This window comes from Kitasatospora sp. NPDC057904 (assembly GCF_042887925.1).
Lineage (GTDB): Bacteria > Actinomycetota > Actinomycetes > Streptomycetales > Streptomycetaceae > Kitasatospora.
In genome coordinates, this window is record NZ_JBHVOL010000030.1 from 54916 (window position 1) to 66618 (window position 11703).

Here is an 11703-nt window from a genome sequence, read left to right on the forward strand (position 1 = left end):
CCCGCGCGCCTTCCCCCGGCACGACGCCTGCCCGCGAGGGGCGGTGCTTCTCCCTCCCCCGCGTCCGCTCAGCGGCGCACGGGCACCCCGGCGAGCCTTGTTCGATCGCTCACGCCCCGAGCAGCCGGCAGCCCACACTTCCCACGCCGTGCGCCGCTTCGGCCTTCGTGCCTCCGCGTCCTTCCCTGCTTCCCCTCCGCTCCGTTCCCCCTCCCTCCCCTCCCTTCAGCGTTTTCCGCGTCCGGGGAGGTCGGGGGCGGGTACACCAGCGGGCCCCAGCCGACGCACCAGCACCAGGGTCCGGTCGTCCGCGACATCCCGTGCCACGGTCCGTACGAGCTGTTCCGCCGCGCCGCGCGTGAGCTCCTGCTGCGTGCGGTGGGTCCGCAGCTCCGGCTCCGCAGCGGCCAGCAGCCGGAGCACACCCTCGTCCAGGTCCCGGCCCGGCACCTCCACCAGGCCGTCGCTGAACAGCAGCAGCGAGTCCCCGTGCGCCAGCCTCCCGGTCGACGCCGGGTAGGGGGCGCCGGGGATCAGGCCCAGCGCCGGGCCGCCGTGCGCGGCGAGGTCCCAGCCGCCGCCGTCCGCCCGGCGGAAGCACGCGGCCGGCGGGTGGCCGGCGTTGAAGAGGCGGTAGTCGCCGGTGGCCGGACGCAGCGCGAGGTGGACCGCCGTCGCGAAGTGGTCGTCCCAACCCATCCGGACGAGGTGGTCGTTGGCCGCCGGCAGGAACGCCTCCGGCGGCACCCGCCCCAGCAGCATCCCGAAGGCGCCCGACAGGTGCGTGGACCGCGCGGCGGCCCGGCTGCCCTTCCCGGACACGTCCACGAGCAGGAGCTCCAGCAGGTCGTCCTCGGGGCGGTGGGTGCAGAGGAGGAAGTCCCCGGAGAAGGAGGTGCCGCCGGCGGGGGCGAGGGCGCTGTCGAAGTGCCAGTCGAGGAGGCGGTCGGGGAGCCGGGCGAGGGTCCTGGTGTGCTCGGCGAGTTCCAGGAGGATGGAGTCGCCCTGGGTGCCGCGCAGCCCGAGCCGGTGCCGGAAGCGGTTCGCGACCAGCACCGTCGCCCCGGTGGCGGCGAGGACGAGGGTCACCCCGAGCCGTACGCAGTGCGGGTCCTGCAGGGCGGCCCCGAGCGCACTGCCCGCGAGGGCCGCGCACACGAGCACCAGCAACCGCCCGCGCGGCAGCACGAGCCCGCCGACCACGAGCGGCAGCACGAGCGCCGACGGGGGCCAGCTGTACGGCAACGCGAGCGGCAGCAGCCCGAGCACCACCGTGAGCACCAGCAGCACGACGAGCGCGTCCCGCCCGGCCCGAGCGTCCCCGTCCAACAGCCGCCCGTACCACCGCCGCACCCTCCCGACCAGCGCGGGCAACAGGACCTCCACCAAACGGGTGGGCGGTCCCCGGTCATGACCCCCCAGTCAGCCCCGCCACACTAGCCCCCAGCAGAAACGTTCCCTCCGCCCCACCCCCGAGCCCCCCGCACGGGAAGTCGATCCTGCCGACTTCCCGCGCCTTCCGGACCGCCGCAGCCCGCCCCCAGGCCCTCCCGCGCCCTCGCCAACCTTCCTCCCCCGCATGGGAAGTCGCCCCCGGCCGACTTCCCGCGCCTTCCGGACCGCCGCAGCCCGCCCCCAGGCCGTCCCGCGCCCTCGCCAACGTCCCTCCCCCGCACGGGAAGTCGCCCCCGCCGACTTCCCGCGCCTTCCGGACCGCCATAGCCCGCTCCCAGGTCCTCTCGCGCCCTCGCCAATCTCCCTCCCCCGCACGGGAAGTCGCCCCCGCCGACTTCCCGCGTTGCCCTCATCCCGCCGCCGCACCGCCCCGGAGCGCGCTCTCCCGCCACGCCTGCTCACGCGAGAAGTCGGCTCCGCCGACTTTCAGCGCGGCCTCGGTGTCCTGCAGAGGCGCTCCGTCGCCGTGCCGCGCGCCCGATCCCGGCTCTCTCTTGCCCTCCTGCTCGCCGCACTGCGCGAGAAGTCGATCCCGCCGACTTCCTGTGCTCTCCGGATCACCGCAGTCCGTTCCCGGCCCCCGCGCGGCCTCACCTACCTCCCCCTCCCCGCGAGAAGTCGATCCCGCCGACGCCGGGTCGGCAGGGCTCGCGCCAGGCTCTCCGTGCGCTCGCTGGCCTCACTGCGCAGGAGGTCGCCCCCGCCGACTTCCCGCGTGCTCCGGATCAACGCGGCCCGTCCCCGGCCCCGCGCACATTTGCCAACCTCTCTCCCCGCGCGAGAAGTCGATCCTGCCGACCTTCCGCGCCGCCCTCATCCCGCCGACTTCCCGCGCGCTCCGGAGCGTTCTCTCCCATCACGCCTGCCTCGCACGAGAAGTCGGCTCCGCCGACCTTCAGCGCGCTCTCGGTGTCCTGCAGAAGCGTTCCTTCAGCGTGTCGCGCGCCCCGTTCTTGCCCTCTTGCCCTGTTGCTCGCCGGGCTGCGCGAGAAGTCGATCCCGCCGACTTCTCACGCGCCTCCGGGGACGAGCAGAACCGTTTCATCGCCGCCATGCGCAGAGTGCGCCGCCTCCCCGCCAATTGCACCGCGCCAAAAGTCGGCCCATTCGACTTCCAGCGCGCTGCCGCCTCTGCCAGGCTCCGTGCGCGAGGCGCCGGCCGGGGCGACTTCCCGCGCGGCTTGCCCAGTGCCCCACGGGTCTGCGCCCGCCGCATGAGAAGTCGACCCTGCCGACTTCCCGCGCTGCCACCCGTCCCCGTGGCCTCGATCTCGTCCGCGCGAGAGGTCGACTCGGCCGACTTCTCGTGTGTTGTGCCCCGGGGTTCCAGGGCCCGTAAGAAGTCGACCCTGCCGACTCTTCGTGCTGCCCTGAACCTGCTGCCGCGCCCTCGCGTGGCGAGTGGCCCGGCACTGCCGGCGCGAGAGGTTGCCGGCCTCGGGGGCGCGATCAGGCCCGGCCCGAGGTCGGTCGCGCGAGAGGTCGACTCGGCCGACTTCTCATGCGTTGTGCCCCCGGGGTTCCAGGGCGCGCAGGATGTCGAACCTGTCGACTTTTCGTGCGGTCCTCGCGTGGCGGGGGAGGGGGCGGTCGCGTCCTGCTCGCCTGGGAGGTCGGTCTCGCCGACTTTTCGTGCTGCCCTGAACCTGCTGCCGCGCCCTCGCGTGGCGAGAGGTTGCCGGCCTCGTCGGGGGCGCGATCGGGACCGGCCTCGATCTCGTCCGCGTGAGAAGTCGACGCGGCCGCATTCTCGTGTCGCCTCAGGCCTTTGGCCAGGTGTGGAGGCCGCTCGTCAGGGTGGTGATGAGGCGGTCGTGGGTGGTGGTCAGGTCTTCGGCGAGTTGGAAGGCTCCGGCGATCGAGAGGGACGCGAAGCCGTGGGCGAGGGAGCGGACGGTGCGGGCGGCGTGGATGGCTTCGGAGCCGTCGAGGCCGTACTCCCGCAGGACCGCGACGATCACCCCCACCAGCCGGGCCGCCGCCGCGTTGAGGTCGTCGTCCGCCTGGGGGGCCTGCGGCAGGGCGTTGTACCGGTGCGGGTACGCCGTCGCGTAGGCGTGGTAGGCGCGGAGGACGGCGGCGACGGCGTCGTCCCCGCTGCGGCCGAGGGCGGAGTCGGCGAGTCGGGCGGCCAGTTCCTCGGTGACGCGGACGGCGATGAGCCGCCGCAGTTCGGTGAGGCCGCCGCTGACGTGCTTGTACAGGGAGGGGGTGGCGACGCCGGCCCGGGTGGCGACGGCGGCGAGGGTGAGGCCGTCCGGTCCCTGGTCGTCGATGAGGGCGAGGGCGTGGTCGACGACCTGCTCGGGCGTCAGTCCGACTCGGGGCATGGCTCGGTCTCTCTGTGTCGTGATCCGGGGGAGGAGGCTCAGGCGATCTCGGTGAGGAAGGGCAGCAGGGCACCGGCGACGGCCTGCGGGTTGTCGGCCATCGGGTAGTGCCCCGAGCCGTCGATCATCACCTTCCGGGCGCCGAGCGCCGCGGCCTGCCGGTCGGCGACGACCTCCGGCTTCGGGAAGTCGGGGTCCTTGGCGCCCATGAGGACGAGCGCCGGGCACCGCACGGCGGCGGTCCAGCCGACGGGCGAGGAGTCGCCGCGGACGTGTCCGCGGGTGGCGGTCCTGCGGCCGGGGGTGCGCAGCGAGTCGACGAGCCCGGCCACGTACGCGTCGAAGTCGGCCGGCTTGGCGCCCGGGTAGGCGAGCTTGCGGTGGTAGAAGCCCCAGAACGCGGGCCAGTGGATGACGACGGTCCCCATGGCGTGGACGACGCCGCGCATGAGGGCGTTCTGCGGGAGGTTCTCGATGAAGGCGTCGATCAGGACGATCCCGGCGACCCGCTCGGGCGCGTCCCCGGCGACCTTGACGACGGTCGCCCCGGTGTAGGAGCTGCCGGCCAGGACGGCCCGCTCGATGCCGAGGTGGTCGAGCAGGGCGAGGACGTCGGCGGCGATGGCGCCCGGCGCGTAGTCGTCCCAGGCGATCGAGGACTCGCCGAAGCCGCGCAGGTCCATGGTGATGACGCGGTGGCCGGCGGCGGCGAGCAGCGGGACGAGGCGCCGGTACGAGCGGCGGCTGTCGAGCATCCCGGGGAGGAGGACGACGGGGGTGCCGTCGCCCTTCCGGGTGTCGTCGAAGGCGATCCGGCCGCCGGGAACGTCGAGGTACTGGGTGTCCGGGGTGGTGGTGCCGTTCATGGTGGGCCTCCTCGGTCCGCTGCTGCGGTGGCATCGGCGGTGCTGCCGATAGCCATAAAGCTAAGGCTAATAGCCTTAGCCGTCAAGCTATCGGCCCGCTCTGATGTGAGGAGGCCGTCCGCGCCGACCGGCACCCCGCCCCCTCACGTCCCTTCGACCTTGAACGGGTCGTGCTCGCTGAGCAGCTTCTCCAGCCGGGCCTGGTCCACCCGGGTGACGATCTCGTTCGTCTCCTGCTTGTCCCGGATGACCTTGGCGAGCGTGAAGGAGGAGGTGACGGTGTAGAGCAGGCCGATCCCGAGGAAGGCCCGGGTCCAGGCCCCGACCGGCAGGTAGGCGATCCCGAGGGCGAGGGCGGTGCCCGACAGGGCGAAGGAGAGCACGGCCTGGAGGTAGTACGCGGCCGTGGTGCGTGACTGCATCGGTGCGTTCATGGCGCCAGGATGGCGGCGGTCCGGCCGCCGCACATGAGTAGGAGTACTCAGACGGGCCTGGTCGGGCCGTCGTTCGGTGATGCCCAATCACGTTAAGTAGTGCCAGGGGTGGGTAAGAGCCGCAAATCAGTCATAGGGCGCAAGGCACCCGCCCGGTTGTCGGCCGTCCCGGGCGGATGGCTTGGAATCAGGGCGCCCTAGGATTAACGTTTGATAACGCAGCGCGGTCGAAACGCCGTACCCAGACGGCACCGTGCGCCGTCGCCTAATCCCGCCGGCCGGCCTCCGGGCAGGTCAGGGAGCCGGGGAACCACGTTCCTTGGGGTGAATCGGCGGGGCCCCGGCCCGGCCGTAGGAGACCTTCCTGCTCCGAACCCGTCAGCTAACCCGGTAGGCGCGAAGGAAGGAAAGGAGCACGCCTCCGTGGCGTCGACGCACACCCCGGCACAGCCCGCCGGCCCTGCCGCCGGTACCCAGCTCCTCGACCACCCCCGTCCGGCCGGGGACGAGTTCCCGGCCCCGGAGGCCGAGGCCAACCGCCACCGGATGCCGCGTCAGACCCGCGGAGCCTCCCCGCTGCTCGGCGTCACCGCCGTCGCCGCCACCCTGGGCGCCACCGGCTTCGCCTCCGCGACCCCGGCCGCCGCGCCCGCCGTCGAGTCCCCGGACGAGGCCCCGGTCGCGCTCGCCGCAGACCCCGGCCTCGCGCTCGCCGCCCGCATCCAGCAGCAGGCCGACGGCCAGCGCACCGCCGCCGAGGAGGGCGCCCGCGTGCAGGCCGCGCAGGAGGCCCAGGCCAAGGCCGCCGCCAAGGAGGCCGAGGCGAAGAAGGCCGCCGACGACGCCGAGAAGGCCAAGGCCGCCGCCCTCACGCTGCCGGTGCGCGACTACAACCTGAGCGCCCACTACGGCCAGAGCGCCCGCTACTGGGCGCACCTGCACACCGGCCTGGACTTCGCCGCCGACACCGGCACCGCCGTGTTCGCGGTCGGCCAGGGCACGATCACCTCGGCCGGCTGGTCCGGCGCGTACGGCTACCGCATCGTCGAGACCCTGCCCGACGGCACCGAGATCTGGTACTGCCACCTCTCCTCGATCATCAAGGGCAGCGGCACGGTGACCTCCGGCCAGCAGATCGGCAAGGTCGGCGCCACCGGCAACGTCACCGGCCCCCACCTGCACCTGGAGGTCCGCCCGGGCGGCGGCGCCCCGGTCGACCCGGAGACCTGGCTCCAGCAGCGCGGCCTGAACCCCTAGCCGCCGCGCAACGCAAACGGGAAAGGCCCCGACCGTCGCCGGCCGGGGCCTTCCGCATCAGTCCCGTTCCGACGGCTCCGACGATTCCGGCGACTCCAGCGATTCCGACGGCTCCGACGGCTCCGGCGATTCCGACGGCTCCGACGCCTGCGGCAGCTGCGCCAGGTACGCCTCGATCTCCGCCGGCCCCGGCTCCGGCGCGAGCTCGGGGAACTCCTCGACCAGCAGCCGCGGCAGCCCCGGCACCGTCCACTCGCCGCACAGCGCGAGCGCCGCCTGCACCGCCGCGTCCTCGAACTGCCCGAAGTCCCCGGCCAGTTCGTCCGGCATCGGGCGCCCCAGCGCGTTCAGCTCGGCGAGGTTGCGGTAGCTGCGCCGCATCAGGCCCTGCTCCAGCAGCCGCCGCGCACCGTCCGTGGCCATGCCGACCGACAGCACCCGGCCCGGGCCCCAGCCCTGCTCGTCCGGCTCGTCCAGCCACCCGGCCTCGGCCAGCGCGGCGAACGCGTCCAGCCGGTCCTCCTCGGCCAGTTCGAGGAACCCGGCGAGCCAGTCCCGCACCGCGGCCCCGTCCGTGACGTCCACCCCGTGCGCGCGCAGCAGCACCGCGTACAGCCGGGGCCACGTCACCAGGTCCGCCCGGCGCAGCAGCCCGGCCGCGACCTCGCCCTGCCACTCGGCCTCGGCGTGCAGCCGCTCCTGCCGCTTGGCGTTGAGCCGCTTCGCCGCCCGCTGGTGGTCGACCAGCAGCCGGACGGCCTCGCCGTACGCGAACGGGTCCTCGTCGGGGGCGGGCTGGACGTACAGGTGGAGCCGCTCGTACAGCAGGTGCTCCACGGCGTCCGAGGTCAGTTCGGGCCAGCCGTCGCGCATCCTGCCCTCGCCCAGCTCCAGCAGCGCCAGCACCGTGCGCAGCGGCGCCTCGGCCACCGGGGTGCGGCCCTCCGCCGCCGCCCAGGCGAGCAGGTCGGCGGCCCTGGTGCGCGGGGCGAGCCGCAGGTCTTCGTCGTTCATAGCTCGAACGGTAACCGCTGGTCGGGGGTAGGGTCGGCAGCCATGGTCCCCGTACGTCTCACCGGCCCCCGGCTGGCCATCCGCGAGTACCACCACACCCCGGAGGAACTGGACGCGCTGCACGCGCTCTTCGGCGACCCGGAGGTCACGCGGTACCTCCCGTTCGAGCCGCGCGACCGCGAGGCCTGCGCGGACCAGCTCGCCCTCTACCTGGAGGGGGCGATGGAGGAGGAACGCGAGACCTACCGCCTGGCCGTCACCCTCCACGGCGCCGATGCCGAACCCCAAGCCGAAGCCGACGCCGCACCCCGAGCCGACGCCGGAGCCGACGACCCGGCGGACGCCGCGCCGATCGGCCAGGCCGCCCTCACCCTCGGCCCGTACCGGTCGGCCGAGCTCGGGTACGTGCTGCGCCGGGACGCGTGGGGGCACGGCTACGGGAGCGAGACCGCCCGGCTGCTGTGCGTCCTCGCCTTCGACCACCTCGGCCTGCACCGGCTGGCCGCCTCCGTGGACGTCGACAACGCGGCCTCCGTCCGGGTGCTCGGGAAGCTCGGCTTCCAGCGGGAGGGCCGGGTCCGGCACGACGTCCTCAAGGGCGGTGTCTGGTCCGACTCGTACCTGTACTCGCTCCTCGCCGACGAGTGGCGGGGGAGCGGAACGGCGGGTACGGGGGGTTAACCCCACCCCGGATCCGCCAGGCCTCCGGATGCCGCCGGACCACCCCGCCCCACAAGAATGGAACCGTCAGCAGGGGAACGAGACGGGCAGGGGCCGGGACATGAGCAGCTTCACCACACACGACCGCGACTGGGACGTCCTGGACGGCCACGACGGCCGCACCGGCGAGCGCACCGACGACAGCCGCCCCGCCCGGGCCCGCCGCACCGAGGAACCGCCGCCGTTCTGGCGGGCGCCGTTCTCCGCGCACTACTACCGCGAGGTCGGCTACGCCCTCACCGGGCTGCCGGTCGGGCTCGTGGGCTTCGCCGTCGCCGTCATCCTCTTCTCGTTCGGCGTCGGCACCTTCGTGACCGCCCTCGGACTGCCCGTCCTGGCCGGGCTGACGGTCGCGGCCCGCGGCTTCGGCCGGCTGGAGCGCTCCCGGGCCCGCGGCATGCTCGGCCTGGACGTGCCGGGACCGGCGCCGGTGCGCCAGAGCCGTCCCGGCACGTGGGGCGCGATCACCGCGCGGCTGGCGGACGCGGCCGGGTGGAAGGGCGTGCTGTACCAGGTGGTCATGTTCCCGTGGGCGGTGTTCAGCTTCGCGATGACGCTGGTGTTCCTGCTGGTCGGCTGGACGATGGCGCTCTACCCGCTCTACCACTGGGTCTTCCCGACCTTCACCTCGTGGCGGGGCTACAAGGTGTTCGACTACACGGACGGTAAGGGCGTCGAGCACGTCTACTTCGTCGAGGGCGCCGGGCAGATCGCCGCGGTGTCGGTGGCCGGCATCGTGATCGTCTTCCTCACCGCACAGCTGGTCCGCAGCCTGACCAACGTCAACCGGGCCGCGATCCAGGGCCTGTGCGGCCGCTGACCCGCCGAGCGAGCCCCTCCCGGCCCTGACCGCGCCCCGGAACGCTCCGGATGCGGCCGGGGCCGGCCCGTGTTGCGATGACCGGGTGGCCGACGACACTCCAGCCACGGACCCGGCCGCAGACCCGGGCCGCGCCGCGGACCCGGCCGTGGACCCGGACCCGCTGGTCACCTCCCGCCCCCTGGACGAGTACTGCGCGCTCTTCGGCCTCACCCGGGCCCGGTTAGCCGCCCTGCCGGGACCGGTGCTCGACTGCCCCGGCGGCGCCGCGGGTCTCCCCGCCGAGGCCCGCGCCCTCGGCTGCCGCGTGATCGCCGCCGACCCGGCCTACGCCCTGCCCCCGCCCGCCGTCGCCGCCCACGCGCTCGCCGCCCGGGCCGCGATGGCCGCCGCCATGACCACCCGCCCCGAGCTGTACCTGTCCGCGCGGCTGCTCCCGCCCGACCGCTACCTGCGCAGCTGGGACCGCGCCCGCCGCCTGTACGTCGCCGACGCCGCCGCCCACCCGGAGCGGTACGTGGCCGCCGCGCTGCCCCGACTGCCGTTCGCGGACGGCACCTTCGCCCTCACCCTGAGCGGCTACCTGCTCTTCGCCTACCCCGAACGCTTCGCTCCGGCACGGCAGTTGGACGCCCTGGTGGAGCTGGTCCGGGTGACCTCCCCGGACGGCGAGGTGCTCGTCCACCCGCTGCACGACGGCCGCGGCCGCGCCTGCGGCCACCTCGACGCCCTGCGGTACGCGCTCGGGGAGCGCCGGGTCGCCAGCGAGATCCGCCGCTTCCCGCGCGCCGGGGACGGTCACACCCGCCGCGTCCTCGCGTTGCGGGCCGCCGACCGCCGCCGCCGCGAGGCCGGCCGCACCGCCTAGGAGCCGTCCCCCGGAGCCGCCTGCCGCGGCGGAACGACCGCAGGAACGGAAGCAGGCACAGAAGCGGGCGCGGGCACGAAAGCGGGTACGGACACAGGGGCCTGCGGACCGGCCATCGCTTCCAGCCGGGACAGGATCTTCTCCGCCAGCCAACTCCGGTCCGAGCCGTACGGAATGCCGTCCGGCAGCATCAACTGCCCGGCCACCGCGTCCCGCAGCCGCTGCGCCTCCGCGCCCGGCAGCCCGGAGAGCAGGCCCCGCGCGGCCAGCAGCGCGTGGTACTGCTCGAAGCCCGAGCGCGGGCGCTCGATCGCGTCCAGCACGCTCGACAGGTCGGCGAGCGCAGGATCGCCCTGCATGAGCGCGAGCGCCTGGATCCGGCGGCCCTCCGAGCCGTCCGCGTACAGGTCCCGCACCTGGTCGGCGGTGAGCGCCGAGCGGCGTGCGGTCGAACGGACCTCGGCCACCACGCCGTCCGGCCCGGCCGCTTGTGACCCGGCGGACGGCGGCAGCTGCGCGGCGAGCGCGCCCGGCCGGTCCGCGCTGCCGCCCAGCACCCCGAGCTGCTGCATCGCGCGCACCCGCAGGTCGTCCGCGCCGACCTTGTCGCCGTGGCGGTCGCGGTCCTGCCCGGCCAGGAAGAGGTCCAGCGCCTGGTCCGCGTCGGTCAGCACCTGGGGCAGCGCGAGGCGGGTCACCAGCCAGCCGGCCAGGAAGCCGAAGACGGTGAAGTACAGCACCAGCGCCGCCGCGAACGGCACCGCCGCGTCCTCGCCGCCCAGTGCGGGCGCCAGCGCGGTGCCGAGCTGGTGCAGCCGTTCGCCGAGCGAACCGAGCTGGGTCAGCCCGACCCCGAGCAGCACCTTGGTCAGCCAGTCCGAGACCTGCTCCAGGTTGGTGTTCGGCGCGTACGAGCCCTGCGGCTCGCCCGAGCCGTTGCGCACCCGCGGCACCCCGAACAGGAAGCCGAGCGCACCGCCGACGACCGACGACGCCCCGGCGATCACGAGCCCGCCGCCGAGCGCCTGCCAGGCGTGGGCGCGGCCGAGCGAGAAGAGCAGCAGGCCGAGCAGGCCCGTCCCGAACAGGACGGCGGCCGCAGCCCGTTGAGCCGTCCGCAGGGCCGCCGTGCCGGTCCGCCGCCGCGCCTTCGTCATCGCGTACCCCCTGTGCCCGCGTCGCTCCGCTCCGGAACCCCGGCCGACTCTAGCGTCGTGGTCCCACTGCGGACACGCCCCGGGGGTGCCGCGCGGGCGCCGCGGCGACGACGGACGGAGAAACGCAGACGGCCCGTGGGCTGCTCCTCCGCGCCGGCCCGTGCACTGGCCAGGCGCCGAGGCACCGGGGATGTACCGGTGAGCCCACGGGCCGGGTGACTGCTGTGGATTTCGCCTGCCGGGAGCCCGAGGGCTCCACCCTGCGCAGGCAGGGGCGGCTCTAGCGAGCAGCCACCTCACGCATCCTGATGGAACTCAATTCAGGATCACCTCCTTTCAGTGTGCCGTCACTGTAGGCAGCGCCCCGGAGGGAGGGCAACGGATTATTCGCGCGACCGCTCGGGCGCTCTCGTGCCGGGGCCGGGGCCGGCGCCGGGGGCGGAAACAGGGCCGGCGCCAAGAGCGACGGGCGGCGAACGGCCGGGGGAACGCGAAAGGCCCGGAGGACGGATCCTCCGGGCCTTTCGGCTACTGAGTAGCGGGGACAGGATTTGAACCTGCGACCTCTGGGTTATGAGCCCAGCGAGCTACCGAGCTGCTCCACCCCGCGTCGGTGAACCCAACAGTACGGGAAAGTTGCCGCGATGGGAAACGAGATCGAAAACGGGCCGAATGCGGGCCGAAAACGGGGGCGGAAACAGGGCCGGCGCCAAGAGCGACGGGCGGCGAACGGCCGGGGGAACGCGAAAGGCCCGGAGGACGGATCCTCCGGGCCTTTCGGC

The 11703-nt window shown here is 74.2% G+C and carries 10 protein-coding genes, 1 tRNA gene and 1 riboswitch; of the genes, 4 read left to right on the plus strand and 7 right to left on the minus strand.

Features of this window, described 5'->3' with window-relative positions; all coding sequences use genetic code 11:
• Positions 1–225: 225 nt before the first annotated feature.
• The 4 genes from ACFVSN_RS40230 to ACFVSN_RS40245 form a co-directional block, all read right to left on the minus strand.
• Complete coding sequence (locus tag ACFVSN_RS40230) at positions 226–1374, minus strand: PP2C family protein-serine/threonine phosphatase (RefSeq protein WP_387958370.1); 1149 nt, start codon at positions 1372–1374, stop codon at positions 226–228.
• A gap of 1841 nt (positions 1375–3215) precedes the next feature.
• Positions 3216–3785 (minus strand): TetR/AcrR family transcriptional regulator, encoded by a 570-nt coding sequence (locus ACFVSN_RS40235; RefSeq protein ID WP_380436881.1) that lies wholly within the window; start codon positions 3783–3785, stop codon positions 3216–3218.
• A 38-nt stretch (positions 3786–3823) separates the two neighbouring features.
• Complete coding sequence (locus tag ACFVSN_RS40240) at positions 3824–4651, minus strand: alpha/beta fold hydrolase (protein ID WP_387958373.1); 828 nt, start codon at positions 4649–4651, stop codon at positions 3824–3826.
• A gap of 143 nt (positions 4652–4794) precedes the next feature.
• Positions 4795–5085 (minus strand): YiaA/YiaB family inner membrane protein, encoded by a 291-nt coding sequence (locus ACFVSN_RS40245; RefSeq protein WP_380436885.1) that lies wholly within the window; start codon positions 5083–5085, stop codon positions 4795–4797.
• Positions 5086–5337: 252 nt separating this feature from the next.
• Positions 5338–5496: riboswitch (cyclic di-AMP (ydaO/yuaA leader) on the plus strand.
• A gap of 12 nt (positions 5497–5508) precedes the next feature.
• Between ACFVSN_RS40245 and ACFVSN_RS40250 the strand changes: the two genes are divergently transcribed.
• Positions 5509–6342, plus strand: coding sequence for a M23 family metallopeptidase (locus tag ACFVSN_RS40250; RefSeq protein ID WP_387958375.1), 834 nt, complete (start codon positions 5509–5511; stop codon positions 6340–6342).
• A gap of 57 nt (positions 6343–6399) precedes the next feature.
• Here ACFVSN_RS40250 and ACFVSN_RS40255 read toward each other — a convergent pair whose 3' ends face one another.
• On the minus strand, positions 6400–7356 hold the full coding sequence (locus tag ACFVSN_RS40255) for a hypothetical protein (RefSeq protein ID WP_387958377.1): 957 nt from the start codon (positions 7354–7356) through the stop codon (positions 6400–6402).
• 42 nt (positions 7357–7398) lie between these two features.
• On the opposite strand from ACFVSN_RS40255, the gene ACFVSN_RS40260 reads away from it, so the two are divergent.
• The 3 genes from ACFVSN_RS40260 (at position 7399) to ACFVSN_RS40270 (ending at position 9764) form a co-directional block, all read left to right on the plus strand.
• Positions 7399–8037, plus strand: coding sequence for a GNAT family N-acetyltransferase (locus tag ACFVSN_RS40260; RefSeq protein WP_387958379.1), 639 nt, complete (start codon positions 7399–7401; stop codon positions 8035–8037).
• A 100-nt stretch (positions 8038–8137) separates the two neighbouring features.
• Positions 8138–8896 carry a sensor domain-containing protein gene (locus ACFVSN_RS40265; RefSeq protein WP_380494047.1) on the plus strand — a complete coding sequence of 253 codons (759 nt, stop codon included), beginning with the start codon at positions 8138–8140 and terminating at the stop codon, positions 8894–8896.
• Between the two features lie 85 nt (positions 8897–8981).
• Positions 8982–9764: a hypothetical protein gene (locus ACFVSN_RS40270; protein WP_387958381.1), complete on the plus strand. Its 783-nt coding sequence runs from the start codon at positions 8982–8984 to the stop codon at positions 9762–9764.
• On the opposite strand, the gene ACFVSN_RS40275 is transcribed toward ACFVSN_RS40270, so the two are convergent.
• Together ACFVSN_RS40275 and ACFVSN_RS40280 are read right to left on the minus strand one after the other, a co-directional pair.
• Entirely contained in the window at positions 9761–10921 is a 1161-nt protein-coding gene (locus tag ACFVSN_RS40275; RefSeq protein ID WP_387958383.1) for a hypothetical protein, read from the minus strand. The genes ACFVSN_RS40270 and ACFVSN_RS40275 overlap by 4 nt on opposite strands.
• A gap of 536 nt (positions 10922–11457) precedes the next feature.
• A tRNA-Met gene (locus ACFVSN_RS40280) sits at positions 11458–11531 on the minus strand.
• Positions 11532–11703 lie beyond the last annotated feature (172 nt).

Coding starts and splice junctions, on each gene's coding strand:
- ACFVSN_RS40235 (WP_380436881.1), bottom strand. CDS start 3,785: ATGCCCCGAGTCGGACTGACGCCCGAGCAGGTCGTCGACCACGCCCTC.
- ACFVSN_RS40240 (WP_387958373.1), bottom strand. CDS start 4,651: ATGAACGGCACCACCACCCCGGACACCCAGTACCTCGACGTTCCCGGC.
- ACFVSN_RS40245 (WP_380436885.1), bottom strand. CDS start 5,085: ATGAACGCACCGATGCAGTCACGCACCACGGCCGCGTACTACCTCCAG.
- ACFVSN_RS40255 (WP_387958377.1), bottom strand. CDS start 7,356: ATGAACGACGAAGACCTGCGGCTCGCCCCGCGCACCAGGGCCGCCGAC.
- ACFVSN_RS40260 (WP_387958379.1), top strand. CDS start 7,399: ATGGTCCCCGTACGTCTCACCGGCCCCCGGCTGGCCATCCGCGAGTAC.
- ACFVSN_RS40265 (WP_380494047.1), top strand. CDS start 8,138: ATGAGCAGCTTCACCACACACGACCGCGACTGGGACGTCCTGGACGGC.
- ACFVSN_RS40275 (WP_387958383.1), bottom strand. CDS start 10,921: ATGACGAAGGCGCGGCGGCGGACCGGCACGGCGGCCCTGCGGACGGCT.